This window comes from Sedimentitalea sp. XS_ASV28, from assembly GCF_041224545.1.
Taxonomy (GTDB): Bacteria; Pseudomonadota; Alphaproteobacteria; order Rhodobacterales; family Rhodobacteraceae; genus Sedimentitalea.
The window spans coordinates 1-22991 of record NZ_JBGFGP010000040.1 but is presented as its reverse complement, the minus strand read 5'-3'; the positions used below and the strand labels follow the sequence as shown (position 1 = coordinate 22991).

General features: G+C 59.5%; 30 protein-coding genes, 1 tRNA gene and 3 pseudogenes. 19 read left to right on the top strand and 15 right to left on the bottom strand.

Features of this window, described 5'->3' with window-relative positions; genetic code table 11:
* On the top strand, window positions 1-135 hold a 135-nt coding region (locus AB9K34_RS00880), incomplete at its 5' end, for a transposase (protein WP_369952484.1).
* Window positions 136-238: 103 nt separating this feature from the next.
* On the opposite strand, the gene AB9K34_RS00875 is transcribed toward AB9K34_RS00880, so the two are convergent.
* A complete protein-coding gene (locus tag AB9K34_RS00875; protein WP_369952589.1) occupies window positions 239-1285 on the bottom strand; it encodes a hypothetical protein in 1047 nt (348 codons plus the stop codon).
* A 48-nt stretch (window positions 1286-1333) separates the two neighbouring features.
* Between AB9K34_RS00875 and AB9K34_RS00870 the strand changes: the two genes are divergently transcribed.
* Genes AB9K34_RS00870 through AB9K34_RS00855 form a run of 4 tightly spaced genes read left to right on the top strand, consistent with a single transcriptional unit; the run spans window position 1334 to window position 3440 of the window.
* Window positions 1334-1627 carry a hypothetical protein gene (locus AB9K34_RS00870; protein ID WP_369952588.1) on the top strand — a complete coding sequence of 98 codons (294 nt, stop codon included), beginning with the start codon at window positions 1334-1336 and terminating at the stop codon, window positions 1625-1627.
* A gap of 4 nt (window positions 1628-1631) precedes the next feature.
* Complete coding sequence (locus AB9K34_RS00865) at window positions 1632-1814, top strand: hypothetical protein (RefSeq protein WP_369952587.1); 183 nt, start codon at window positions 1632-1634, stop codon at window positions 1812-1814.
* Complete coding sequence (locus tag AB9K34_RS00860; RefSeq protein WP_369952586.1) at window positions 1811-2128, top strand: hypothetical protein; 318 nt, start codon at window positions 1811-1813, stop codon at window positions 2126-2128. The genes AB9K34_RS00865 and AB9K34_RS00860 overlap by 4 nt, the downstream gene beginning before the upstream one ends.
* Window positions 2118-3440, top strand: coding sequence for a type IV secretory system conjugative DNA transfer family protein (locus AB9K34_RS00855; protein ID WP_369952585.1), 1323 nt, complete (start codon window positions 2118-2120; stop codon window positions 3438-3440). The genes AB9K34_RS00860 and AB9K34_RS00855 overlap by 11 nt, the downstream gene beginning before the upstream one ends.
* Window positions 3441-3454: 14 nt before the next feature.
* Here AB9K34_RS00855 and AB9K34_RS00850 read toward each other — a convergent pair whose 3' ends face one another.
* Together AB9K34_RS00850 and AB9K34_RS00845 are read right to left on the bottom strand one after the other, a co-directional pair.
* A complete protein-coding gene (locus AB9K34_RS00850) occupies window positions 3455-3754 on the bottom strand; it encodes a hypothetical protein (RefSeq protein WP_369952584.1) in 300 nt (99 codons plus the stop codon).
* 31 nt (window positions 3755-3785) lie between these two features.
* Window positions 3786-4163 carry a hypothetical protein gene (locus AB9K34_RS00845; protein ID WP_369952583.1) on the bottom strand — a complete coding sequence of 126 codons (378 nt, stop codon included), beginning with the start codon at window positions 4161-4163 and terminating at the stop codon, window positions 3786-3788.
* Between the two features lie 267 nt (window positions 4164-4430).
* Between AB9K34_RS00845 and AB9K34_RS00840 the strand changes: the two genes are divergently transcribed.
* From AB9K34_RS00840 to AB9K34_RS00830, 3 genes and pseudogenes are all read left to right on the top strand, one after another.
* Complete coding sequence (locus AB9K34_RS00840; protein WP_369952582.1) at window positions 4431-4757, top strand: hypothetical protein; 327 nt, start codon at window positions 4431-4433, stop codon at window positions 4755-4757.
* An 82-nt stretch (window positions 4758-4839) separates the two neighbouring features.
* Complete coding sequence (locus AB9K34_RS00835; protein ID WP_369952581.1) at window positions 4840-5169, top strand: hypothetical protein; 330 nt, start codon at window positions 4840-4842, stop codon at window positions 5167-5169.
* Window positions 5166-6203: pseudogene (locus AB9K34_RS00830) on the top strand (recombinase family protein); the annotation flags it as partial. The gene AB9K34_RS00835 and the pseudogene AB9K34_RS00830, both read left to right, overlap by 4 nt.
* A 39-nt stretch (window positions 6204-6242) precedes the next feature.
* On the opposite strand, the gene AB9K34_RS00825 reads toward AB9K34_RS00830, so the two are convergent.
* From AB9K34_RS00825 to napE, 10 genes and pseudogenes are all read right to left on the bottom strand, one after another.
* Window positions 6243-6584 (bottom strand): hypothetical protein, encoded by a 342-nt coding sequence (locus AB9K34_RS00825; RefSeq protein WP_369952580.1) that lies wholly within the window; start codon window positions 6582-6584, stop codon window positions 6243-6245.
* Window positions 6585-6708: 124 nt separating this feature from the next.
* A tRNA-Ser gene (locus AB9K34_RS00820) sits at window positions 6709-6798 on the bottom strand.
* Window positions 6799-6974: 176 nt separating this feature from the next.
* Window positions 6975-8116, bottom strand: a pseudogene (locus AB9K34_RS00815) (IS3 family transposase).
* 78 nt (window positions 8117-8194) lie between these two features.
* Window positions 8195-8439: pseudogene (locus AB9K34_RS00810) on the bottom strand (transposase); the annotation flags it as partial.
* A 29-nt stretch (window positions 8440-8468) separates the two neighbouring features.
* Window positions 8469-9131 (bottom strand): cytochrome c3 family protein, encoded by a 663-nt coding sequence (locus AB9K34_RS00805; RefSeq protein WP_369952579.1) that lies wholly within the window; start codon window positions 9129-9131, stop codon window positions 8469-8471.
* Window positions 9131-9601: a nitrate reductase cytochrome c-type subunit gene (locus tag AB9K34_RS00800; protein WP_369952578.1), complete on the bottom strand. Its 471-nt coding sequence runs from the start codon at window positions 9599-9601 to the stop codon at window positions 9131-9133. The genes AB9K34_RS00805 and AB9K34_RS00800 overlap by 1 nt, the downstream gene beginning before the upstream one ends.
* A gap of 8 nt (window positions 9602-9609) precedes the next feature.
* Entirely contained in the window at window positions 9610-12108 is a 2499-nt protein-coding gene (gene napA / locus AB9K34_RS00795; RefSeq protein ID WP_369952577.1) for a periplasmic nitrate reductase subunit alpha, read from the bottom strand.
* Window positions 12105-12395 carry a chaperone NapD gene (locus AB9K34_RS00790; RefSeq protein ID WP_369952576.1) on the bottom strand — a complete coding sequence of 97 codons (291 nt, stop codon included), beginning with the start codon at window positions 12393-12395 and terminating at the stop codon, window positions 12105-12107. Before AB9K34_RS00790 ends, napA begins: the two co-directional genes overlap by 4 nt.
* Window positions 12392-12907: a ferredoxin-type protein NapF gene (napF, locus tag AB9K34_RS00785; protein ID WP_369952575.1), complete on the bottom strand. Its 516-nt coding sequence runs from the start codon at window positions 12905-12907 to the stop codon at window positions 12392-12394. Before napF ends, AB9K34_RS00790 begins: the two co-directional genes overlap by 4 nt.
* Before the next feature lie 10 nt (window positions 12908-12917).
* Window positions 12918-13076: a periplasmic nitrate reductase, NapE protein gene (napE, locus tag AB9K34_RS00780; RefSeq protein WP_369952574.1), complete on the bottom strand. Its 159-nt coding sequence runs from the start codon at window positions 13074-13076 to the stop codon at window positions 12918-12920.
* Between the two features lie 192 nt (window positions 13077-13268).
* On the opposite strand from napE, the gene AB9K34_RS00775 reads away from it, so the two are divergent.
* The gene (locus tag AB9K34_RS00775) at window positions 13269-13610 is read left to right on the top strand and encodes an ArsR/SmtB family transcription factor (protein ID WP_369952573.1); all 342 of its coding nucleotides are present in this window, start codon (window positions 13269-13271) and stop codon (window positions 13608-13610) included.
* Window positions 13611-13634: 24 nt separating this feature from the next.
* On the opposite strand, the gene AB9K34_RS00770 is transcribed toward AB9K34_RS00775, so the two are convergent.
* Window positions 13635-14516 (bottom strand): DMT family transporter, encoded by an 882-nt coding sequence (locus AB9K34_RS00770; protein WP_369952591.1) that lies wholly within the window; start codon window positions 14514-14516, stop codon window positions 13635-13637.
* Window positions 14513-15391, bottom strand: coding sequence for a LysR family transcriptional regulator (locus AB9K34_RS00765; protein WP_369952572.1), 879 nt, complete (start codon window positions 15389-15391; stop codon window positions 14513-14515). Before AB9K34_RS00765 ends, AB9K34_RS00770 begins: the two co-directional genes overlap by 4 nt.
* A gap of 132 nt (window positions 15392-15523) precedes the next feature.
* On the opposite strand from AB9K34_RS00765, the gene AB9K34_RS00760 reads away from it, so the two are divergent.
* From AB9K34_RS00760 to AB9K34_RS00715, 10 genes are all read left to right on the top strand, one after another.
* The gene (locus tag AB9K34_RS00760; protein WP_369952571.1) at window positions 15524-16105 is read left to right on the top strand and encodes an FMN-dependent NADH-azoreductase; all 582 of its coding nucleotides are present in this window, start codon (window positions 15524-15526) and stop codon (window positions 16103-16105) included.
* 216 nt (window positions 16106-16321) lie between these two features.
* Window positions 16322-17815 (top strand): signal recognition particle protein, encoded by a 1494-nt coding sequence (gene ffh, locus AB9K34_RS00755; RefSeq protein ID WP_369952570.1) that lies wholly within the window; start codon window positions 16322-16324, stop codon window positions 17813-17815.
* Window positions 17816-17933: 118 nt separating this feature from the next.
* Window positions 17934-18494: a GNAT family N-acetyltransferase gene (locus AB9K34_RS00750; RefSeq protein ID WP_369952569.1), complete on the top strand. Its 561-nt coding sequence runs from the start codon at window positions 17934-17936 to the stop codon at window positions 18492-18494.
* Between the two features lie 72 nt (window positions 18495-18566).
* The gene (locus tag AB9K34_RS00745) at window positions 18567-18908 is read left to right on the top strand and encodes a chorismate mutase (RefSeq protein WP_369952590.1); all 342 of its coding nucleotides are present in this window, start codon (window positions 18567-18569) and stop codon (window positions 18906-18908) included.
* 48 nt (window positions 18909-18956) lie between these two features.
* A complete protein-coding gene (gene rpsP, locus AB9K34_RS00740) occupies window positions 18957-19328 on the top strand; it encodes a 30S ribosomal protein S16 (RefSeq protein WP_369952568.1) in 372 nt (123 codons plus the stop codon).
* Window positions 19329-19976 carry a 5,6-dimethylbenzimidazole synthase gene (bluB, locus tag AB9K34_RS00735; RefSeq protein ID WP_369952567.1) on the top strand — a complete coding sequence of 216 codons (648 nt, stop codon included), beginning with the start codon at window positions 19329-19331 and terminating at the stop codon, window positions 19974-19976.
* Between the two features lie 157 nt (window positions 19977-20133).
* Entirely contained in the window at window positions 20134-20640 is a 507-nt protein-coding gene (gene rimM / locus AB9K34_RS00730) for a ribosome maturation factor RimM (protein ID WP_369952566.1), read from the top strand.
* Window position 20641: 1 nt separating this feature from the next.
* A complete protein-coding gene (locus AB9K34_RS00725; protein WP_369952565.1) occupies window positions 20642-21277 on the top strand; it encodes a hypothetical protein in 636 nt (211 codons plus the stop codon).
* Window positions 21278-21337: 60 nt separating this feature from the next.
* On the top strand, window positions 21338-22366 hold the full coding sequence (locus tag AB9K34_RS00720; protein WP_369952564.1) for an IS110 family transposase: 1029 nt from the start codon (window positions 21338-21340) through the stop codon (window positions 22364-22366).
* Between the two features lie 247 nt (window positions 22367-22613).
* Window positions 22614-22787: a hypothetical protein gene (locus AB9K34_RS00715; RefSeq protein ID WP_369952563.1), complete on the top strand. Its 174-nt coding sequence runs from the start codon at window positions 22614-22616 to the stop codon at window positions 22785-22787.
* The last annotated feature ends 204 nt before the right edge of the window (window positions 22788-22991 follow it).

Below are 22991 nucleotides of genomic sequence, written 5' to 3'. Positions count from 1 at the left end.
ATGGTTGAGCGGTGCTTCAACAAACTCAAGAACGCCCGGCGCGTCGCAACCCGCTACGATAAGACGGCTGAAAGCTTCCTGGGCTTCATCGACATCGCGTCAATCCGACTTTGGATCCGTCATTTGTCAACATGACCTAGGGCAGCAAGAAGTTCGGCCACGTCGTTATTCTGGGCGGCACGAAAGATATCAGGCGGTGTTTGTTTCGGGTCTATAAATTCACTCAAAGCATTACTCATTAAAACAAATACCCTCTATAGCAATAGTTGAAATATTTTTCAAGAAATTCAGTATGTTTCTGGTTATTGTCGAATTTCAGAAGATCGGTAGGCGGACCTTTTTCCTGATAATAACGTGGGTCGCGGCTGATCGTCAGGCCGAACGGCGAGAACAGCAAATTCGGCTCGACGGCTTCCAAGCTGACCAGGATCAGTTCTTTTGAGAGCATGTTCGTGAAGCCGAATTTCACCTTCGCCATGACATAGCCGTACATATAGCTGCCCCGCCATTCCGGTCGGAACAGTAAGAGCAGGCATTCATAATCCTTCCCTGCCTTCAGACCCTTGCCAAGCTCAAACTTCTCGAACTCATCGGGCTTTGTGAAATCGGGCAAGGGAATGAGGAAGCCGTCATAGAACAGGCCCGAGCGCCAGAAATCTGACGGGTTTTCCTTCTCAATGGCAAACGGGCAATAGACGAACGTGACCTTGATCATCGAACCTGTCACATCATCCATACGGATTGCGATATGCTTGAAGTTGGATTTCTCCAGTTCCGGCGTGAGAAGGAATTTTCCGATCTCTTTCCGTAGCATGTCAACTTCTTGCCGGTCGATGCTGCGGTTCTGGTACATCTCGCTGAGGCCGTGAGACAGGCGTTCAAAGTGTTTGAAACGCATGTCGCGTGTAACAACGCTGTGGCTCTGAGGACGGTCAAGCTGGCGCACGAACCTGTCCACGAAGGCGAATGGCTTATCTGGAATGTTGCCGTGGCGCTCCCAGTCCTGAAGTTGATCTTTGGTTAGCCGCTCATCGCGTGCAGCCAGAACCCGTCCTGATGCGCCGTCGAAGTCCTGCATAATTGCGTCCCGCGTGGCCAGCCAGCCGTATTTCTTTCTGTTCAGCCGCTTCTTTTCCGCTTCCCGAAAGGCGACAAGAACCTCGAAGCAGAATCCCTTCCATTCCTTCGGATAGGGAATTGAGGGCGGCTCTACCGCTTTTTCCCGTGACCGTTTGTGGTGACTTTCCACAAATGCCCGGAAATCTATGGGGTCTTCTTGGCTCATGCCTGCAAGCGTAACCGCACGTCGGGCTGTGACCAAGAGGATAGCATTATGAGTCAGGGGCAAGGCGGATTTAGCGGAGCTGCAAGCGGCGCGGCGTTCGTCATCAGCGTGGTCGCAGCCTATCTGCTTCTGCCGCACCTGTTCGATGCAACCTGGCCGTGGCTGCTGGATTATACGGTCCGCACCTACGGCCCCGCGCCCCTGTCATGGCTGGCTTTGGCGTGGAAAGCGGCGCTGGCCCTCCTGACCTACAACATCGTTCGCAGCCTGCTTGCCCTCTGGGTCACAGACCTCGGCATGAGGCTGGGACGCCGTTTCATCAAACGCATGGAGAAGGACTAAGGATATGCGTAAGGCTCTCTACTACTTTGATAAATGGCTTCGTACCGACAAGCCCATTGTCGTGTCCCGCGTGACCGAAGAGCACATTGAGACGAAACGGGTCATGAACTGGCCCCTGATCGTCGGCTGGATGTTCGTTGTTCTCGTCACCCTCAAATTCACCGGGATAGTGGAGTTTGAAGAATGACGGAGGATCGTGACAACTCAGGGTTTCCGTTTGGCTCTGCCCGTTTTGCGACGGAAGAGGAAGTGCGCCGCGCCGGGATGTTCGAGCAAACCCTAACCTCGATCTATTGCGGGGAACTGAACGGGCGCTCGATCTGGCACAGCGGCGACGGTCCCGTTCTGCTGAAGGCGGGGGCGCGCTCCGGCAAACTGCGGGACATCATTGCCTACACGATCTGCCGGGGTGTCTATGACGGCGGGTCGATGGTTGTTCTTGATGTGAAGGGCGAACTGGCTGCAATCTCTTATGATCTGGTGAGCGGCGATGACACCTAAATCCGCCGTTTACTTCAACCCGCGTGACCTGCACGGCCTGCCGTCTCACAGGATGAACCCGCTTGGGCATATCCGCTGGTCCAGTCCGACCCTTATTCCTGATCTCAAAGTCGCCATCGAGAACCTGCGTCCCCGCTCAGGGGCGCAAGGTGCTGTCTATTTTGAGGAAAGTGCTGATCGGATCAGCGAGGCGCTTGGCCTGATCGTCACCAAGATCGACGGGGAACTGAGCCTGCCGGGGTTCTACAAGGCAACAACAGCACTTGTCAGAAACGATGGTGAGTGGCGCGATATCGCCTGGGAGATGCACAGCTCCGGCATTGATCTGTGCCGTTCGGTTGAAGCTGAAATACATGCCGCGCGCGAAGATTCGTCGGGCGGCTTCAAGGGTATTATCGGAGAAATCCAGCGCGCCGTTGCCTGCCTGTCCGATCCTCAACTGATGGACGCCCTGTCGCCGCCCTATGACTTTGATCTGGCTGACCTCTGTTCGGAGGATCACCATACACAGCTCTACCTGATGGTGCCGCCGGACATGATTTCGCCGTGGAAGGCCGTGCTGAAAAGCTTCTTCGTCCGGGCTGTCACGGAAAAATCCCGCAAACCCCAGGCGGAAGAACTTCTTCTGATGCTGGATGAATGCGGCCAGCTTGAAGGGTTTCCGCTGGTGCCGAAGCTTTTCACTTACGGGGCCGGGATCGGCGTCAAACCGTTCGCTGTCTTCCAGAGTTTCCGGCAGATGGACAATGTGGCTCCGGGGGCGGAGCGCATTATTCCCTCCAGTGCCGCCCTCCAGATGTATTTCGGGATCAGGGACCTGGATACGGCGCGCACTGTCTCGGCGATGCTGGGCGATGAAACGCTTGGGTTTGATGATGAACTGACACAGAGCCGTGCAAAGGCGGACCGCCTGTCACTGCTACAGAAGCTGATGGGCGGCGGTGATCCGTTCCAGCTATCGCACAAACTGCGCCAGAAATCCTTTGAGAGTGATTACCGCCGCAAAATCCGCCGTCCGCTGATGACACCGGATGAATTGCTGCGTCTGCCGGGTGAGCGGATGCTGGTTTTCGCGGACAACCTTCCCGGTGCGATCTTCGCGCAGCGTCGCCCCTATTGGGACCAGCCGTTCATGGCCGGGCGCTACCATCCTAACCCGTATCATCCGCCGCTGGATCGCGTCACCGTCGCGACCAGTTCCGGCCACAAAGAAGAACGTCCCGTCATCCGCGAAGCTGTACCGGATCGCTTTGCCCACCTGCCGCAATACCGGGACGGCATGTGGTCTCACATCGGGGAGGACAAGACGTGAAGGCGGTTATTACTTCACGCGCGGGAAGTTTTCGGGACAATGCGTCCGTGGACCAGCTCTTCAAGGTCGAGCTTGTCTCCAAAGCTGTCATGGAACTTGCGCATGTCTTCTTCGGCGCGGTCCATTGCAAAGAGGATATGCCGCAAGGCTTTGTCCGGGCCGCTGTTAAAGGCCACGTCGAAACTGTCCTGGAAAATGCTCGCTGCTGTGAACTCCGGGTCGGCACCTGCTGCAATGGCGGCGTCGGCCAATGCGCGTACCTGGGCACTCAGAGTGTCATAGTCAAAGTTGTCGGGGGGTGGGGCTGTGGTCACTAAATCTCCTATTACTGGTCAGATCGAAATCCTACCAGAGTTCGATTCCGCCCGGCAAATTTCGCGTAAAGAAGATGTGCGCATGCGGATCGGGCTTGTTGGCGAGGCGCAACAACGCGAGCACTTCGAACAGGTATTCGAGAAATGTGAGCGTCGGGACGAGTTGTTCACGCATCTGCTGTTCCGGGCGGAGACGTCTTACATCAGTCGCCACCTTGAATGCGGGACTGCCCCGCAACCCTCTCCGATGGGAGATACGGACGCCTATAACGATCAGGTTCGCCGCCTGCGCGCAGGCTTCCACGCCCGCCCCGAAACCAAAGCGTTCAAGAAGCGCGCCTCCATACGCAGCCATACCAAATGGCAGGCACTGGCTGTCTCGGTCCAAAACACGATTCAGCATCAGCATGACACGCGGCTGTCCCGTGATGACTTCATGGCGCAACGTGCCCGTAGACCGATCCTCAGTCGCGGATTTCAGCGGGCGATCCGACGGTAGTCCATATCAGTAACTTCTAATCTTCTGATCTTGCTCAATTTTACGTTGAAAAGGAGAAAGCTGATGTGATATGTTCTACCTTTGTTCTTATTCGCTGACGGCATCGCCTCGCGGACCATAAGAGCAAAACGACAAATCCCGAAAACTTAGACCCAAACCAAGGAAAGGAGCATTTCCATGGACAGTACAACTGTGCCCAACAAACCAATCGAAACCCTGCGCGATAGCCGCCTGAAGGCGAGCATCTGGGAGAACGAGTCCGAGAAAGGCCCGTACTACACGGTCTCTCTTGCCAAGATTTACGAGGACAAGGACGGCCATCTCCAGGAAACCCAGTCGTTTTCTGCCAGCGAACTGCTGCGTGTGGCCGAACTTGCTCGTGAAGCGCACGGCGTTGTCCGCGATCTGAAACGTGAACGCAGCCAGGAGCGGAACACCGAGCAGCAGGCCGAACAGGGAAGCAACCGCTCCCGCTCTGAGCGTCCAGCACGCTTCCGCAGGTGACTTACCGAATAACCGACGGGCGCTTGGCTATGTGGGGCCGCGCCCGTTCTGACACCAACAAGAACAAGAGAAAGGACGCACCATGAAAGATAGAGGGAAAACGAAAACAGAGCAGAAGGACCTGAGCACGCTCGGGCCGCCACGATCACTCGGTGACCGCCTGCTGGAAGACTATGGGTCTGAACTGGCGGGCGAAGGTCTTTCCGGAGACCAGCAAAAAGAATGTCTGCTCGCCCTGTGGCAGGTGATGGTGGCGTTTGTTGATCTGGGGTTCAGCGTCAAGGCTGGGGATAAACTTTTCCCCGAAAGTGACGTCGGCTTCGATGATGTGCTAAACTACATCTGCCTTGAAGACCTGCCGCGTGAAACAGTCGTATCCCCTGACAATCAAAAACAAGAGGAGCGACCATGAGCGCAGAACACTTCAAGAATCCCGATACCGATACCCCCAAAGCCCTGATCTATTGCCGCGTATCATCCGCCCGCCAGGTAGAGGAAGGCCACGGCCTTGAATCACAAGCCACGCGCTGCCGCGAATATGCCGAGCGCAAAGGCTATGAGGTGATCAGGGTTTTCCATGAGCGCGGTGTTTCCGGCGGGCTGATGGATCGCCCGTCCTTCAATGAGCTGATCGCCTTCATCAAGGCGATGCGGCGCGAAGGCATCATCGTCATTATTGACGATATCAGTCGCTTTGCCCGTGACATTGAAAGCCACTGGACGCTGCGCCGGACCCTGAAAGACCTTGGCGGCAAGCTCGAAAGCCCCTCTATCACATTTGGAGAGGATTCCGATTCCGTCCTGATTGAGAACCTGTTGGCGTCCGTCTCACAACACCAGCGCCAGAAAAACCGCGAACAGACCACCAACCGCATGCGCGCCCGTACTATGAACGGCTACTGGTGCTTCCCCGCACCGCCGGGCTTTCGCTATGAACGTGTGGCCGGACACGGCAAGATGCTGGTCCGGGACGAACCGCTTGCCACGATCATTGCCGAAGCCCTTGAAGGCTTTGCCTGTGGGCGCTTCGCCTCGCAGTCAGAGGTAAAGAGCTATCTCGAATCCGAACCTGCATTCGCCTCCCGCTTCCCGAACGGTTTTGTCCGCTATGAGGAAGTCATCCGCCTGCTGACCCGTCCGCACTATGCCGGGTACATCGAGGTGCCTGCATGGGGCATCACGCTTCGCAAAGGCCAGCATGACGGACTGATTTCGCTCGATACCTATACCCGTGTGCGGGACCGTATCCGTGAAGGCGCGCGTGTTGCGGCACGGTCGGACATCAACGAAGACTTCCCGCTGCGCGGCTTTGCCCTTTGCGGTGACTGTGAACACCCGCTGACCTCCTGCTGGTCGAAGAGCAAGACGGGCAAGAAACATCCCTACTATCTGTGCTTCCACAAGGGCTGTTCCTCCTACCGCAAATCCATTCGCCGCGATATGATCGAGGGGGAGTTCGCCGTTCTGCTCAATGACATCACTCCGTCACCTGAGAACCTCTCGATTGCCAAGCGCATGTTCAGTGCTGCGTGGAATGAGCGCCAGGACCGCGCCCGCGAAAACGCGGCGCTCTATGCTCAGAAGATCAAGGAACTGGATGCGCAGGTCGAAGCTTTGCTCTCCCGTCTCATGGAGGCGGACACCAGCACGGTTATCAAGGCGTATGAAAAGAAGATCGGGCAGATCGAACAGGAAAAGCTGCTGCTCGCTGAAAAAGCCGAAGCAACAGGCAAGCCGAAAGCAACCTTCGAGCAAATGTTCGAACTCGCGATCAGATTTCCTGCAAGCCTTTGGAAAGTATGGGAAACAGGTCGCTTCGACCTGCAACGACTCGTCCTTAGACTGGCATTCAAGGACCGTCTGGCCTACTGCCGCGAAACAGGGTTTCGAACCCCGGAGGTTTCGTTTCTGTTCAAAGTGTTAAGGGGGGAATCCGTGCCGGATTGTAAAATGGCGGATCGGGTGGGATTCGAACCCACGGTACGTCTTCACGCACGCCAGTTTTCAAGACTGGTGCCTTCGACCGCTCGGCCACCGATCCGCGACGTGAGGTTTCTTTACACGCCATATCATTTGGGCACAACACATCTGGAAAAGTGGCTTTCAGTCATTCATTTTGGTGTGCTTACCGTGGTCGCTGTAGATTTCACTGTGGTTCACGCAGTCAACAGCAAAGCCGTGGACCTGTCCCGTATTAATGCCACCCCAAGTACTCGTTTAAGCCACTTTTCTTTCGAAGGCGACCGGGCTTTTCCAGCCCAATGCTGAGTGCCGCCTTCGCGGATTGTAGAAGCGGTTGATTTATTGGAAGATGGCCAACTCGACATCTCTGCGCGTCTGCCAAGGCCTCCGCCAGATCAGCTCAGCCTTGATCGTCTTGAAGAACGTCTCGACTGCGGAGTTGTCATAACAATCGCCCTCGCCGCTCATCGATACTTGGAAGCCATGCTGACACAGTAGCATCTGATAATCGTGAGAGCAATATTGACCGCCGCGATCCGTGTGATGGATGCGGCCTTTGGGAGGCTGGCGGAGCGCCACGGCCATCTTTAACGCTCGGATCGCGAGGTCTCGTTTCATCCGGTTGCTGACCGCCCAGCCAATCACACGGCGAGAATGCAAATCCAAGATCACGGCGAGATACAGCCATCCTTGCCGGATCCACACGTAGCTGATGTCGCCCGCCCATTTTCGGTTGGGCTCGTGCGCTGTGAAGTCCCGGTTCAGCAGATTGGGCGCGATGTTGAAGGCATGATTGCTGTCGGTCGTCACCTTGTATTTCTTTGATCTTTCGACCCGTATGCCGTTCTCGCGCATCAACCGACCGACATGACGATGCCCGACGCTCAGGCCCGGCTCCTTCAACTCTTAAGTCATCCCTGGCCGTCCATAGCTGTCCAGACTGAGCCGGAATTTTTCCTTGATGTGCGCTAGAACAACCATGTTGCTCCGCTGCCTTTGGCTGGCTGGGCGGCCGCGAAAGGCGCGCAGGCCACATTAACTGACATCCAGAACCTGGCAAAGGCGGGTGGTCGGGAATTCGTGGCCATGCTCTTCGATGAACCGCAACCTCGTGACTTTTGGCTCGCGCAGAACTGCGTTGCCTTTTTAGGATGTCTCTCTCCTCCTTCAGAATGCGGTTCTCTCGTCGAAGCCGCTCGTTCTCAAGGACAAGGTCGAGGTCCTTGTCCGGCACAACATCCGTGTCGCGATGCGGTGACCCATTTGTTCAGCGTCGACAGGCCAACGCCCAAATCCAATGCCACCTGCTTGCATGCCAGCCCGCTCGTCAGCGCGATCCGCACCGCATCAGCCCGGCCGTTTCGTCCCCATGGATCGTCTCCTTTTCTGCAATAAATGCTATCAAAGGAGCGGCATCAAAACGCGACACGTCCATCATTGTGCAGCAAGTCCCAATGGCTTGCTTCAGCAGCTTACATAGTGGACTGGCTGGATAGGTTCTCGTTTGCCAGTGCGACGCCTTCTGCGTCAGACATACCAACGACAGGCAGGGTGCGGCTTTCAACGCTCACGCATGACGATCACAACGCGGCGTTTGCCCGTCTGGTGGCGCGCTTCAAGCGACGGTGCTTGCGGTCGTTCCTGGCGTTCTCGGGATGAATGTGACCACAAAAGTATGCGCCACCAATCTCTCAACATGGCCTTCCAAAACTTCGCCCGTACAGCTGATCCATCGACCACGCGATACGGTCAGTTGGATCCTGAGCCCAGATAAGTTCGCAGTTCGGTTGCCGCCGCCGCGTTGCCCCCGGGCAGCAGGGTTGCGTGATCCAGATTGGCTTCGCCCATGTCCGGAAGTTGATGCGCTATGCCTTTATGACAGTTGATGCAGGTTTTTTCGCCGGTGAACAGAAAACGCTCATGCGCCTCTGCGGCACGCTTGCTCTGGCGCGTGATGTCCATCGACGCCGCGGAATGACAGTTGCGGCACTCAAGCGAGTCATTCGCCTCAAGCCTTGCCCATTCGTGGCGCGCAAGGTCGAGGCGCTTTTCCAGGAATTTCTCGCGGGTGTTGATTGTACCGAAGATCTTGCCCCAGACCTCCTTGCTGGCCTGCATCTTGCGCGCGATCTTGTAGGTCCATTCATGCGGCACGTGGCAATCCGGACAGGACGCACGAACGCCCGAGCGATTGGAATAATGGATCGTCGGCTTGAGCTCCTGAAACACGTTGTCGCGCATTTCGTGGCAACTGGTGCAGAATTGCTCGGTATTGGTGATCTCGAGCGCGGTGTTGAACCCGCCCCAGAACACTATCCCCATGATAAAGCCGCCAATGGTCAGGAAACCCAGTGAAAAATAGGTGCTCGGCCGGCGGATGATCCACCAGACGCGTTTGACAAAGCCCCACATCAATCTGCCTCGCCCGCACGGGATTTCACATGGTCAAGAACGCTGTCGACATCCACAAAGGTATTCTCGACCAGCGGACGCGCGTCATGCTGCACGACATGGCATTGTGTACAGAAATATCGTCGCGGCGTGACGGTGGCCAGCGTCTGGCCCTCGCGGTTCATGAAATGGGTTACCGAAACCATGGGGGCCTGGCTGACGTCAATCGCCGTGCGGCTGTGGCATGTCAGGCATTTGTTGGCGTTCAGGTCGATCTGGTAATTGTCGATCTTGTGCGGAATCAGCGGCGGCTGGTCCGGATAATTGCGCACCTGCCGGATATCGGAGTTCACGACGCCGGGAATCTGCGTCGCCTCGCCATCCTGGTCCAGCGGCACGTCCGGGCGCAAGGTTGCCACCTGATTTTCCGCGACGGCAATCGTGCCGACGATCAGGATGACGAGAAGTGGCAGAAACTGCAGATATTTCATCTCACACCTCACACGGCTTCTATGCGCACGGCGCATTTCTTGAAATCGGTCTGTTTCGAGATCGGATCGGTGGCATCAAGCGTCACCTTGTTGATCAGCCTGCGTGCGTCGAACCACGGCACGAAGACCAGCCCGCGCGGCGGTTTGTTGCGCCCGCGGGTTTCGACGCGGGTGCGTATCTCGCCCCGCCGCGAGATCACCCGGATCTCGGAGCCGCGCCTGAGATTCATGTCTGTCGCATCATCCGGGTGCATGTAACAAACCGCGTCCGGGACCGCGCGATACAGTTCCGGAACCCGTTGCGTCATCGAGCCGGAGTGCCAGTGTTCCAGTACCCGGCCGGTCGACAGCCACAGCGGGAAGTCTGCATCGGGGCTCTCAGCCGCCGGTTCGAACGGCAATGCAAAGATATTGGCGCGGCCATCCTTGTTGCCATAGAAATCGATCGCCTTGCCGTCGCGCACATACGGATCATGCTCGCCGTTGAAACGCCAGCGGGTTTCCTTGCCATCGACCACCGGCCATCTCAGGCCCCGTACCTCGTGATAGGTGTCAAACGGCGCAAGGTCGTGACCGTGGCCGCGACCGAACTCGGCATATTCCTCGAACAGCCCCTTTTGCAGGTAGAACCCGAACGCCTCGGCTTCGCGATTGGCATATTGATCGCTGACCTCGTCGAGCCCGAATTTATCGACCTTGCCGTTGGCAAACAGCACCTCAAAGAGGCTCTTGCCCTTGTATTCGGGGTTTGCGTCCAGAAGCTCGGACGGCCAGACCTCGTCGGTGGTGAACCGCCTGGAGAACTCGACCAGTTGCCAGAGATCGGATTTCGCCTCGCCCGGCGCATCGACAAGCTGGTGCCAGAACTGCGTGCGCCGCTCTGCATTGCCGTAGGCGCCTTCCTTTTCGACCCACATGGCGGCGGGCAGGATCAGATCCGCAGCCTCGGCGGTGACCGTGGGATAGGCATCCGAGACCACGATGAAATTCTCGGGGTTCCGATAACCGGGCAACCCTTCGTTCATCATGTTCGGCGCGGCCTGCATGTTGTTGTTCACCTGCACCCAGTAGCAGTTTATCTTGCCATCCTTGAGGTCGCGGTTCTGCTTCACGGCGTGACTGCCCAACCACCCCGGCACCGTCCCCGCCGGCAGCTTCCAGACCTTTTCCGCATAGGCGCGATGCTCGGGATTGGTGACAACCATGTCGGCGGGCAAGCGGTGCGAGAACGTTCCGACCTCGCGCGCGGTGCCACAGGCCGATGGCTGACCGGTCAGCGAGAAGGGCGAATTGCCCGGCGTCGAGATTTTCCCGGTCAACAGGTGAATGTTGTAGATCAGGTTGTTGGCCCAGACGCCCCGTGTGTGCTGATTGAAGCCCATGGTCCAGAGCGACATCACCTTGGTCTTTGGATCGGCATAGAGTTTCGCCAGTTCTTCGAGCCGTGCGGCGGGAACGCCCGACATTTCCGCCGTCTTTTCCAACGTGTATTCCGAAACGAATTCGGCATATTCTTCGAAACTCATCGGTTCGGCGGCATTTGCATTGCCGGCGTTCGCGGCGTTGACTTCGAGCGGATCCTCCGGGCGCAAGCCATAACCGATATCGGTCACCCCGCGTTTGAAGTTGACGTGATCACGCACGAAATCGGTGTGCACCATGTCGTTCTGGATGATGTAGTTGGCGATGTAGTTTAGGATCACGAGATCGGATTGCGGCGTGAAGACCATCGGAATATCGGCGAGGTCAAAGCTGCGATGGGTAAAGGTGGACAGCACCGCCACCTTGACATGCGGATGGCTGAACCGTCGGTCCGAGATACGGGTCCACAGGATCGGGTGCATTTCGGCCATGTTCGAGCCCCAGAGCACGAACGCATCGGCATTTTCGAAATCATCGTAGCAGCCCATCGGCTCGTCGATACCAAAGCTGCGCATGAACCCGGCCACCGCGCTTGCCATGCAATGGCGGGCGTTGGGGTCGATATTGTTCGAACGGAACCCCGCCTTCATCAGCTTGGAGGCCGCATAGCCTTCCCACACCGTCCACTGGCCCGAACCGAACATGCCGATTGCCTCGGGGCCTTTTTCGGCCAGCGTCTTTTTCCATTTCTCGGCCATGATATCAAAGGCCTCGTCCCAGCTGACCGGCTCGAACTCCCCGTCCTTGTGATAGACCCCGTCGCGCTTGCGCAGCAGCGGCCGGGTAAGCCGATCCGCGCCATACATGATCTTGGACAGGAAATAGCCCTTCACACAGTTCAGCCCGCGATTGACCTCGGCCTGCGTATCGCCGTGGGTGGCGACGACCCGGCCTGCCTTGGTGGCGACCATGATCGAACAGCCGGTGCCGCAAAAACGGCACGGCGCCTTGGACCATTTCAGGTCGGTCAGGGCCGCGTCGGTCACCAGGTTCTGGGCCGCCACCGGGATCGGCAGACCGGCGGCAAGGGCTGCGGCCGCAACGGCCTGGGTCTTGATCAATTCACGTCGGGTGAGTCCGCTCATTGCAGGGTTCCTTGAAGTTCGGGGGCGGTGGCGGACAGATCGTCCGCCTCGCAAATCCGGTGAAAGACAAGCGCCGCGCTGGCGACGCCATCGAGCAGCTGGATATGCGCGAGACAATCGGCGATGGCCTGATCGCTGCCGGTTTCCAGTAGCACCACGATCTTGCCCGAAGGATCGGTCATCGATACCTCTGCATCAGGCATCCGGGCAATATGGTCGGCGATCCGGCGCATCCGCTCGGGTTGGCTGCGCACGAGCAGGCTGGAGATGTGGAGGGGCCGGTTCATGCGGCAAGGCCTTTCATTCTGCGATCGGATAGTGTGATCGCGGTGTTGGGACACGGTGCGAGACAGGCACCGCATCCGGTGCAGGACGCGGTTTCCAGGCGGATACGCCCCATCGGGCGCACGTCCGGATCAAGGCGCAAGGCCTGTGGCTCGCAGATATCGGTGCACAACTGACACGCGATCCCGGCAGCCAACAGGCAGGTGCCGGAGATCTCCGCCACCACCGGCCAGGGCGGTGTCTGCTCCGTATCAAAGACAGACGCATCACACGCGTCGGCACAGGCCTTGCAAAACGTGCATTCCGCACCGCGCAGGGAAACGCGGACGTGGCGATTTTCATCCAGTTCCAGAATGTTCTGCGGGCAGGCATCGACACAATCCCCGCACCCGGTGCATCGACTTTGAACAGTTGCGTCATCAGTCCAGGGCGGCCGGAATTCCGGGACAGGAGCCGAAATGCGGCTTCTCAGGAAATCGCGTCTGGTCAAAGAGTTGCTGGCGTTTGCTGGCATGGGGCACCCTTTAGCCTTGCGGAGGCCCAAGGAACATTTGCGAAATCCAGATCGCCAGCCCGTAGCTGCCTACAAGGGCCACGGCGAGCGCGGGTGCCAGCACGACAGCCAGAAACAGGAACACGTTCCTCTCTTCCTTTTTGGTCGCAGGCTCAGAGGCGCTGTCCATGTTCACTCCTTTCACAAAGCTGCCGGCATCCGGACCGATCCCAAAAAGCTAGCAGGGTCGCGGGCGATCGCTTTGATGCAGATCAATCCAGACGCGAATATACGCGCCTGCCGGGCGACCTGCGATCACGGGCTGCCGGGATAGCAGGTCATATGTCTTTTCCTGATCGCGGCGGGCGCGTATGACAGGGTCATGTCCGACCACCTTGATACCATCTTTGCCGCACTGGCCGATCCGACGCGGCGGGAGATCCTCACGATGCTGCTTGAGGACGACATGGCGGTGACGGATGTTGCCGCGCCTTTCGAGATGTCGCTGGCCGCGATTTCCAAGCATCTCACGATCCTGACACGCGCAGGTCTGATCAGTCAGGAAAAGCGCGGTCGTGTGAAATGGTGCAAGCTTGAACCCGACGCTCTGCGGGGCGCTTCGGTCTGGATGCAGGGATTCGGACAGTTCGAACCCGTCAATCTGGATGCGTTCGAGCGGTTCCTCGCACAGGAGCTCGACGCCGAGACCAAGGCAAACGGTTGAAACGCGCGCTTGTCTGCGGCTGCGCTAGTGTTCGTCCCTGAGCAGCAGCAGCAGCGCAATCACCGTCAGCGCGACCCCGACCAGAACCAGCCCGCCGGGCGCTCCGTTGCCAAGCGCGATCTCCCACAGGATCACCCAGCTGGGCGTGAGATAGGTATAGGCCATGACCTTGGCCGACGGCAGCCGAACCGCAGCAATCCGCACCAGCAGGAACGTCCCGGCGGTGGCGAAAAAGGACAGGTAGGCTATGGTGATCCAGACCAGCGGCCGCAACCCGGCCCAGTCGGTAGAGCGAATGTCGGTCCATCCGACAACCATCAATATCAGGCACCCCGCCGCGATTACCGCGAAAGTGAAGGCGGCGGCCGGTTCCTGCCTGCTCAGCAGGCGCATGACCGGTGGATAGGCGGCATGCGCAACGCAACCCCAGAAAAAGATCGCCTCACCCCTGCCGACGTCAAAGGCGCGCACCGCCGCCCAGTCCGCGCGAAAGATCACCCAAAGCGCCCCGATGGCCCCGATCGCGAGTGCCAGCGCCATGCGCGACGTCGTGACCTGGCGCAGCAGCAACCAGCCGATCACGCCCGCCATGATCGGTGTCAGGGTAAACACCGCAGATGCACTGACCGGTGGCGCGGTCTTGAGCCCTTCGAACATCAGCACGAAATAGATGACATAGAGCCCTCCGAGCACCAGATAGCGCCACGGCGCGTCAAAGGTGCGGCGCGGTATCCCGGTCGTGGCCAGCGCCAGCGCCCCCATGATACCGGCGGCAATCGCAAACCGCAGCGCGGTCAGCGCCATCGGGGCGATCTCGTTGGCAATCAACGATCCGAGTGAAAACGATCCGGCGACGAGCACCGAGAACAACAGCATGCTGAGGTGTCCCTGGGCCTGCGGCGTCACAGTCGCCATTCCGATGCGCGTTGCTTGAGGAATTTGGTAAAGGCCTGCACCTTGCTTGTCCTGTGCAGATCCACGTGCGTGACCAGCCAGATGGACGATGCCCATTCGGATTGTGGCGGCATGACCGGGACAAGATCGTCGCGCTGCGCCGCCAGCCAGGATGGCAGGAACCCGATCCCCGCGCCGGCAAAGATTGCGTCCTGCATCGATTGCTGGTCGGTGACCAGAAATGTCGCCACCTCGGGCGGGATGTTGTCGCGCAACCAGCGGGCGTGGGGTGCGCGGTTGTTTTCATCGTCATGCGTCACGAAACGGTGGGCACCAAACTGCTCCGGGCCGTCGGGCACGCCATGCGCTGCGGCATAGGATTTGCTGGCGAACAAGCCGGCGTTCAGCGTCGCGAAGGGTTGCACGACATTGTCCGGCTGGTCCGGCGGCGAACCGGCCCGCACCGCCACATGCGCTTCGCCATATTCAAGGCGAAACAATCGCTCGCCGGTAAGGAAGCGAACCACGAGATCGGGGTGCATCTGCTGAAATTCGGTCAGGACCGGCACCAGCAGTGCGGACAACGCGCCGAGAGAGGTGACAACAAGTTCGCCGCCGACATCGTCTCCCTGCCCTTTCAGACGCCCCGCCAGCTGGTTCAGCTGATCATCCGTCGCCTGCGCCACGCGCAGCAGATCGGTGCCCGCTTCGGTCGGTGTGTATCCGCGCGCATGACGTTGAAACAGCTTGACGCCCAATCGCCCTTCGATCGCATCGATATGCCGAATGACCGTTGCATGGTGAACACCCAGAACCTCTGCCGCCCCGCTGACGGTCCCCATGCGCGCAACCTGGTACGCGGTGCGCACTTCGTCCCAATTGTCCATCCGCCGCCCTCTGTGCAAATTTCAACAATTAGCGTGCTTTCTGATCAATTGCGTTCGATGGCACAAGGCTTATTTGATGGCCCGACCAAGAGAACTGCCGCAAGATCACATATCGGAAAAGGGATTGATACAATGACCGGAACCATTTTGCACATCGACGCTTCTGCCCGTCGCCAGGGATCGGTCTCGCGCGATCTCAGTGCCAGCATCGTCGAGCACCTGAGGCCAGCACGGACACTGCGCCGCGACCTGTCCGACCCTCTGCCCCATATCACCGAGGATTGGGTTATCGCCAATTTCACCCCGGCTGACACCCGCAGCGACCGTCAGAAGGAAATTCTGGCCTTGTCCGATCAGTTGGTCGAAGAAATCGAAGCCGCCGACACCATTGTCATCGGCATGCCGATGTACAATTTCAACATTCCTGCCAGCCTCAAGGCGTGGATCGACCTGATCGCCCGTGCCGGGCGCACCTTCGAATATACCGAGTCCGGGCCGCGTGGCCTGCTGACCGGCAAGCGCACGATCGTCGCCATCGCGACCGGCGGCTCGCCTGTCGGGTCCGAACTGGATTTTGCAACTCCCTATCTGCGCCACATCCTGGGGTTTGTCGGGCTCCGCGACATCGAATTCATTGCCGCCGACCGTCTGAATGCGGATCGGGACGCAGCCGTGGCCGCCGCGAACGCCAGGATTTCCGCGCTCGCAGCCTGATCGCGCGGCTTTTGTCGAAAACCCGCTCCGAGCACTTGACTCGGGCGGGGCATCGCGGCTAATCGACCGTCAAACACCCGGAAGCGCCATGACTTCCGGTCCCCTTTCACGGGGATCGCCCTCCACCAGCGTGTTACGCCCGTGGGGGCGATTGCGCATTTTGGCGTCCCATCCCATGTTGGGCGCAACGGAAACCGGTACGGAGGCCAATTGGCCATGTTTGAAAACCTATCCGATCGTCTCTCTGGCGTGTTCGACCGGCTGACCAAGCAAGGGGCGCTGTCCGAAGAGGACGTCAAGACCGCCCTGCGCGAGGTTCGCGTTGCCCTGCTCGAAGCGGATGTCTCACTGCCCGTCGCCCGTGATTTTGTCAGGAAAGTGCAGGAACAGGCCACCGGCCAGGCCGTCACCAAATCGGTCACACCGGGCCAGCAGGTCGTCAAGATCGTGCATGACGCGCTGGTCGACGTGCTGCGCGGCGAAGGCGATCCCGGCGCGCTCAAGATCGACAATCCGCCTGCTCCGATCCTGATGGTCGGCTTGCAGGGGTCGGGCAAGACCACGACCACCGCAAAGCTGGCCAAGCGTCTCAAGGAAAAAGACGGCAAGCGGGTGCTGATGGCCTCGCTCGACACGAACCGCCCCGCCGCAATGGAACAGCTGGCCATTCTCGGCCGCCAGATCGGTGTCGATACCCTTCCCATCGTCAAGGGTGAGACCCCGGTGCAGATCGCCAAGCGCGCCAAGACCCAAGCCAGCCTTGGCGGGTATGACGTCTATATGCTCGACACAGCGGGCCGGCTACATATCGACGAGGAACTGATCCAGCAGGCCGCCGATGTACGCGACGTGGCGAACCCGCGTGAAACCCTGCTGGTGGTTGACGGGCTGACCGGCCAGGACGCGGTCAATGTCGCCACCGAGTTCGACGACAAGATCGGTGTCACGGGCGTCGTCCTGACCCGTATGGACGGTGACGGACGCGGGGGTGCCGCCCTGTCGATGCGCGCGGTCACCGGCAAGCCCATCCGTTTCGTCGGCCTCGGCGAAAAGATGGACGCCATCGAAACATTCGAACCCGACCGGATTGCCGGCCGCATCCTTGGCATGGGCGATATCGTCAGCCTCGTGGAGAAGGCCCAGGAAACCATCGAGGCCGAACAGGCCGAAAAGATGGTCAAGCGCATGATGAAAGGTCAGTTCAACATGAACGACCTCAAGATGCAGCTTGAGCAGATGATCCAGATGGGCGGCATGCAGGGCATGATGGGCATGATGCCCGGCATGAAAAAGATGGCCAAGCAGGTCGAGGATGCCGGGTTTGACGACAGGATCCTGAAACAGCAGATCGCGCTGATCCAGTCGATGACCAAGAAGGAGCGCGCCAACCCGCAACTCCTGCAGGCCAGCCGCAAGAAACGCATTGCCGCCGGCGCGGGGATGCAGGTGTCGGACCTGAACAAGCTGATGAAGATGCATCGCCAGATGGGCGACATGATGAAGAAAATGGGCAAGATGGGCAAAGGCGGCATGCTGAAACAGGCCATGAAGGGCATGTTCGGCAAGGGTGGTATGCCCGCCGACATGGACGCATCGGCGCTCGAAGCGGCGGCCAAGCAGATGGGCGGCAAGCTGCCGGGCGGCCTCGGCGGCATGGGTGGTGGCATGGGCCTGCCCCCCGGCCTCTCCGGCTTTGGCAAGAAGAAGTGACGGTGATGCGGCCCATTCTCTTCATGAATACCATCGCTGCGGCTGTGCAACCGCCCGTCGGCGTGATGCGGCGCGCGCGGCAAAACGACCCTGCCGAAGGCATGTTGCAGGTGCGCCCGTGACACCGCATCTCGCAGATACCCCGGTTCTGGAAACCGAACGCCTGATCCTGCGCGCGCCCGGCCCGCAGGACTGGCCGGTCTTTCGCGCGATGATGGCGTCCGAGCGATCGCGTTTCATCCGTTCCGGCGAAATTGACGAAGGACAGGCCTGGCGCGCGTTTGGCCACGTCATCGGCCACTGGATCCTGCGCGGCTGGGGAAATTTCGTGATGACCCGCAAAGGGGATGATGCCGCCCTCGGCGCGGTCGGGCCGTGGTTCCCCGCCGGCTGGCCCGAGCAGGAAATCGGCTGGTCGATCTGGTCTCAAGAGGCCGAAGGCCGGGGCTTTGCATTCGAGGCGGCACAGGCGGCGCGCGGCTTTGCCTATGACGTGCTGAACTGGGATGGCGCGGTCAGCTATATCGATCCGGACAACACCCGTTCCATCGCGCTTGCCGAACGGCTCGGTGCATGCCGTGACGATGACGCCGCGACACCCGGCGACGCGCCCTGTCTCGTGTATCGGCATCCGGTTCCTGACGGCTTGGCCGATGGCGGTATGGAGGCCTATTCATGATCGGCGGCGCATTCAAAGCCTCGCGCGAGCGTTCGGTTGGTCGCCGGCCTGTCCACGGGGTCGAAAAGGAAAATGACCATTGCCGCGATTCCCTGTTCAAACCGAAAGGATGGGCTCTTGACTGACCACGTCGCCCGCGCCGCCGCGCTGCTCAAGGAACATCGCGAAAGTATCGACCGGCTGGATGCGATCCTCGTCTATACCCTGGGCGAGCGGTTCAAGCACACCCAGGCGGTTGGCCGCCTCAAGGCCGACCACGACCTTCCCCCGTCCGATCCGGCGCGCGAAGCGCAGCAGATCGCACGTCTCGAAGACCTGGCGAAACAGGCCGATCTGGATCCTGAGTTCGCCAAGGCTTTCCTGAATTTCATCATTCAGGAAGTCATCCACCACCACGAAAAACACAAATCTTGACAAACCAATGCACCCCAGGTGCAAAGCCATTCACAGGAGACACGACAAATGGCCATGAAAATCAGACTTGCCCGCGGCGGCAGCAAGAAGCGCCCCTTCTATCGCATCGTCGCAGCCGACAGCCGCATGCCGCGCGACGGCCGCTTTATCGAAAAGCTGGGCATCTACAATCCTCTGCTGCCGAAAGACAGCGAGGACCGCGTGAAGATGGACATGGAGCGCGTTCAGTACTGGCTGAGCCAGGGCGCGCAGCCCACCGACCGGATCGCGCGTATGCTTGAAGCGGCTGGCGTTCGCGAAAAGACCGAGCGTAACAACCCGCAAAAAGGCACCCCCGGCGAGAAAGCCAAGGCACGCGCCGAAGAAAAGGCCGAGAAGGCAGCCGCTGCCGCTGCTCCGGCAGAGGAAACCGCCGAATAAATGGTGGATCCTGTTGAAACGCCCGGATTTTCCCGGGCGTTTCGCGACGACCTGACCCGGTTGATGGCATGGCGGCGCGACGTTCGCAACTTTCGGACGGACCCGCTGGACCCGGAGCTTTTGGAAACCTGCCTGTCCACCATGTCGCTGGCGCCCTCTGTCGGCCTCAGTGAACCGTGGCGTATTGTGCGATTGACGTCTGCGGCCGCGCGCGGTCACGCGCTCGACAATTTCCGCGAGGCCAACGCAGATGCGCTCGCCGGATACCATGGCGAAGACGCGCAGCTATATTCCAGCCTCAAGCTGTCGGGAATGACTCAGGCGCCGGTACAACTGGCGGTGTTCTGCGATGACGCCACGACGCAGGGGCGTGGCCTGGGCACCCGAACGATGCCCGAGATGCGCCACTATTCCGTCGTCTGCGCGATCCAGCAGTTCTGGCTGGCCTCACGCGCGCACGGCATTGGCGTCGGCTGGGTGTCGATCCTTGATCCCGCGCGTCTGGCCCGCGACCTCGCGGTTCCCGATGACTGGAAACTGATCGCCTATCTCTGCGTAGGATACCCCGAGAGCAGCTCCGACACGCCGGAACTCAGCCGGGTTGGCTGGGAAGACCGCTCGGGTCCCGCGACACTTCTCGACCGCTGACAAGACGAGGTTCGGTTGATGTTTCGTTTGATACGCCTCTTGATGTTCACGGCAATCGCGTTTCTCGTGGGTTTGTTCTATGAGCGGTCACAACAGATCGAGCGCTGCAAGCTGGCGGGTGGCGAGCAGGTCGATGGAATATGCATTGGGGTCCCGAATGACGGATGATCTTGTCTGTGTTGGCGCGTTGGCAGGTGCTTTCGGCGTACGCGGCGAAGTACGTCTCAAGAGCTTTTGCGCTGTCCCCGAGGACATCGCCGATTATGCCCCGCTCAGCAACGAGGACGGCAGCCAGCTCTTTTCCGTCACCCTGACCGGCACCACGCAGAATGGCTTTACCGCACGCCTCGGCGGCATCACCACCAAGGAACAGGCCGATGCCCTGCGTGGTCTTCGCCTGTTCGCGCGCCGCCGGCTTTTGCCAACCCTGCCGGAAGACGAGTATTACCATGCCGACCTGATCGGCATGGCCGTGTTCGATACCGGGGGACAGCAGCTCGGCACCGTCAGATCTGTCATGAATCACGGGGCCGGCGATCTGCTCGAAATTCACGGTCCCGGCCTGAAGGACACGGTCCTGCTGCCCTTTACCCGCGCTGCGGTTCCCACCGTTGATCCCGTCGCCGGCCGGATCGTTGCCGATCCTCCTGACGGGCTGTTCTGAGGTGAAGCGGATCGTTATCCATGCCGGGTTTCACAAGACCGGCACGACAACGGTCCAGGCGACATTGCGCGCCAATCACGAGCTTCTGAGGCCACACCTGAGGGTGGCCCTGCGCTCTGAGATGCCAGATCTCTGCGACGCGGCGCGCGATTGGTCGGTGTCACGGCGCGACGCGGATATGAGCCGATTTTGCGATCACGCCGCCGCGCTTGCCCGCAGTTGGGATTCAGCCGACCCGCGCCCGGTGCTGCTCTGCTCGGAAGACCTCGCCGGTCGCATGCCCGGCCGGCGCAATCTGAGCAGCTATGACGCCACACCCGACCTCATGCAGGCGCTTGTCAAAACCCTTGCACACATTCACCCCGAGGCCGACATCCGACTGTACTTTTCGACCCGCGCCGCCGCGCCGTGGCTGGCCAGTTGTCACGCCCAGCACCTACGCGCCATCCGCATGAAGATGGACAGCCGGACCTATGCCGAAACCTACCGCGACTCTGCCGATCTTGCCCGGATCGTCGAGGCGGTGCGCCGAAAGGTTGTCCCCCACCCGACAAGCCAATGCGCACTCGAAACCAGCGCGGTCCGGCACCTGGGACCGTTTGATCCGGTTCTGGAACTCTGTGACCTAATGGGATGAACTGCCTTCCCACCAAACCGCTGCTACCGTGGCAGGCATAGGTGGAGAGAGGAGCATCAGATGGACATCAAGGTTCTGGGCATTGATTTGGGCAAGACCGTTTGTAGTCTTGCCGGGCTGGATGAAGCCGGAGCGATCGTGTTTCGTAAACGGCTCCAGCGGCATCGGCTGCTGGACTTTCTTGCAGCGCTGCCGCCCTGCGTGGTTGCGATGGAAGCCTGCGGCGGGGCGCATCACATCGGGCGTTTCTGTCTTGAGAAAGGACATGAGCCTCGTTTGATGTCGCCGCTTTATGTCCGGCCCTATGTGAAGGTTCACAAGAACGACGATCGTGATGCGGAAGCGATTGCCGAAGCCGCGACGCGCCCAACGATGTCCATCGTTGCGATCAAATCGGAAGAACAGCTCGACCTTCAGGCTTTGCACCGTGCGCGGGAGCGTCTTGTTTCGGACAGGACGCGCCTGATCAACCAGGGCCGAGGCTTCTTGATGGAACGCGGCATCCGGGTTGGCACTGGGCGCCACGTTTTCCAGAAGGGACTGGCCAGATTGTCCGCAGGGGGTGCTTCCGATCTTTCACCCCGAATGCGCCTGCTCGTGACTGATATGGCGTCCGAATTGGACGTGATCAATGAGCGGGTCGCGGCGATCGATGCCGAGATCAAGGCGCTGGCCAAGCCAGATGCCGATATGCAGCGCTTGATGGAGATCCCCGGCATCGGTCCGACGATTGCGACAGCGCTCGTAGCAGCTGTCGGCACCGGCAGCTCCTTTGGCAAAGGTCGTGATCTTGCCGCATGGCTCGGATTGGTGCCGCGGCAGATCACGACAGGCGGCAAAGCCAAGCTGATCGGTATCTCGAAGCACGGTAACCGATATTTGCGCAAGCTCTTCATCCGCGGAGCTCGAACGGTGCTGCATCTCGTGCGTGACAGGACGTCACCAATAACGGCTTGGGCAGACGCTCTGAAGGAGCGAGCGCATGTGAACGTCGCGGCGGTCGCCATGGCCAACAAGATAGCACGTATTGCCTGGGCTGTTCTGACGAAGGGTGAAAGATATCGGCCGAATGCCATGAGCGGCTTGTAGTCAAGCGAACGCGGCACCGGACAAAGGAATCTGCAAGCGAGGAGGACATGGACCAACGACCGAACGGCGTCTTGCAAGCCTGACGGGGAGCATGGCCCTTGAGTGCCGATGAGCTAACGAGACACAAGACGCGCGACTTCCCATCTTGGTCAGGGGCGAATCGAATGGCCCCGAAAAAAGACCGAATACATAGAAGCAGGGTCAGCGGCGCATCGACAAATCACTTGCAGGGGAAGGCAGTTCATACATGCCCCCCGCACTGCGCGACCGGATCAAGCCGCAACGCCCTGCCAATACCCGCCATGCGCCCGAAATATTGCAGGCCCTGCTCAGCGCAAACCGCAAGTTTTCGGATGCCCGGAACAGGCAGACTGCCAAACGCGAGATACTCGATACCGTCAGGAAATATTACACAGAATAGCAAGCCGCCGCATACTGGATCTGTTCACCGTCGTTCATGTCCAATTTCCGGACGTGTATGGCCTATTTTGTTGAAAAACTCGCCCTTGATCGAAGGGGCGTCGGCTGATTCAATTCCTGCGTTGGATGGGAGGATCGGCGATGATGGGACCGCGGCAGGAGGCGCAACCGGCGCTGTTTTATGAGTTCTCGCTAGAGGATCACG

Coding starts and splice junctions, on each gene's coding strand:
- AB9K34_RS00860 (WP_369952586.1), top strand. CDS start 1,811: ATGACGGAGGATCGTGACAACTCAGGGTTTCCGTTTGGCTCTGCCCGT.
- AB9K34_RS00855 (WP_369952585.1), top strand. CDS start 2,118: ATGACACCTAAATCCGCCGTTTACTTCAACCCGCGTGACCTGCACGGC.
- rpsP (WP_369952568.1), top strand. CDS start 18,957: ATGGCCATGAAAATCAGACTTGCCCGCGGCGGCAGCAAGAAGCGCCCC.
- AB9K34_RS00765 (WP_369952572.1), bottom strand. CDS start 15,391: ATGGACAATTGGGACGAAGTGCGCACCGCGTACCAGGTTGCGCGCATG.
- AB9K34_RS00745 (WP_369952590.1), top strand. CDS start 18,567: ATGACCATTGCCGCGATTCCCTGTTCAAACCGAAAGGATGGGCTCTTG.
- AB9K34_RS00720 (WP_369952564.1), top strand. CDS start 21,338: ATGGACATCAAGGTTCTGGGCATTGATTTGGGCAAGACCGTTTGTAGT.
- ffh (WP_369952570.1), top strand. CDS start 16,322: ATGTTTGAAAACCTATCCGATCGTCTCTCTGGCGTGTTCGACCGGCTG.
- rimM (WP_369952566.1), top strand. CDS start 20,134: ATGACGGATGATCTTGTCTGTGTTGGCGCGTTGGCAGGTGCTTTCGGC.
- napE (WP_369952574.1), bottom strand. CDS start 13,076: ATGGACAGCGCCTCTGAGCCTGCGACCAAAAAGGAAGAGAGGAACGTG.
- AB9K34_RS00775 (WP_369952573.1), top strand. CDS start 13,269: ATGTCCGACCACCTTGATACCATCTTTGCCGCACTGGCCGATCCGACG.
- napF (WP_369952575.1), bottom strand. CDS start 12,907: ATGCCAGCAAACGCCAGCAACTCTTTGACCAGACGCGATTTCCTGAGA.
- AB9K34_RS00870 (WP_369952588.1), top strand. CDS start 1,334: ATGAGTCAGGGGCAAGGCGGATTTAGCGGAGCTGCAAGCGGCGCGGCG.
- AB9K34_RS00835 (WP_369952581.1), top strand. CDS start 4,840: ATGAAAGATAGAGGGAAAACGAAAACAGAGCAGAAGGACCTGAGCACG.
- AB9K34_RS00790 (WP_369952576.1), bottom strand. CDS start 12,395: ATGAACCGGCCCCTCCACATCTCCAGCCTGCTCGTGCGCAGCCAACCC.
- AB9K34_RS00840 (WP_369952582.1), top strand. CDS start 4,431: ATGGACAGTACAACTGTGCCCAACAAACCAATCGAAACCCTGCGCGAT.
- AB9K34_RS00875 (WP_369952589.1), bottom strand. CDS start 1,285: ATGAGCCAAGAAGACCCCATAGATTTCCGGGCATTTGTGGAAAGTCAC.
- AB9K34_RS00865 (WP_369952587.1), top strand. CDS start 1,632: ATGCGTAAGGCTCTCTACTACTTTGATAAATGGCTTCGTACCGACAAG.
- AB9K34_RS00805 (WP_369952579.1), bottom strand. CDS start 9,131: ATGTGGGGCTTTGTCAAACGCGTCTGGTGGATCATCCGCCGGCCGAGC.
- napA (WP_369952577.1), bottom strand. CDS start 12,108: ATGAGCGGACTCACCCGACGTGAATTGATCAAGACCCAGGCCGTTGCG.
- AB9K34_RS00845 (WP_369952583.1), bottom strand. CDS start 4,163: ATGCTGATGCTGAATCGTGTTTTGGACCGAGACAGCCAGTGCCTGCCA.
- AB9K34_RS00760 (WP_369952571.1), top strand. CDS start 15,524: ATGACCGGAACCATTTTGCACATCGACGCTTCTGCCCGTCGCCAGGGA.
- AB9K34_RS00715 (WP_369952563.1), top strand. CDS start 22,614: ATGCCCCCCGCACTGCGCGACCGGATCAAGCCGCAACGCCCTGCCAAT.
- bluB (WP_369952567.1), top strand. CDS start 19,329: ATGGTGGATCCTGTTGAAACGCCCGGATTTTCCCGGGCGTTTCGCGAC.
- AB9K34_RS00800 (WP_369952578.1), bottom strand. CDS start 9,601: ATGAAATATCTGCAGTTTCTGCCACTTCTCGTCATCCTGATCGTCGGC.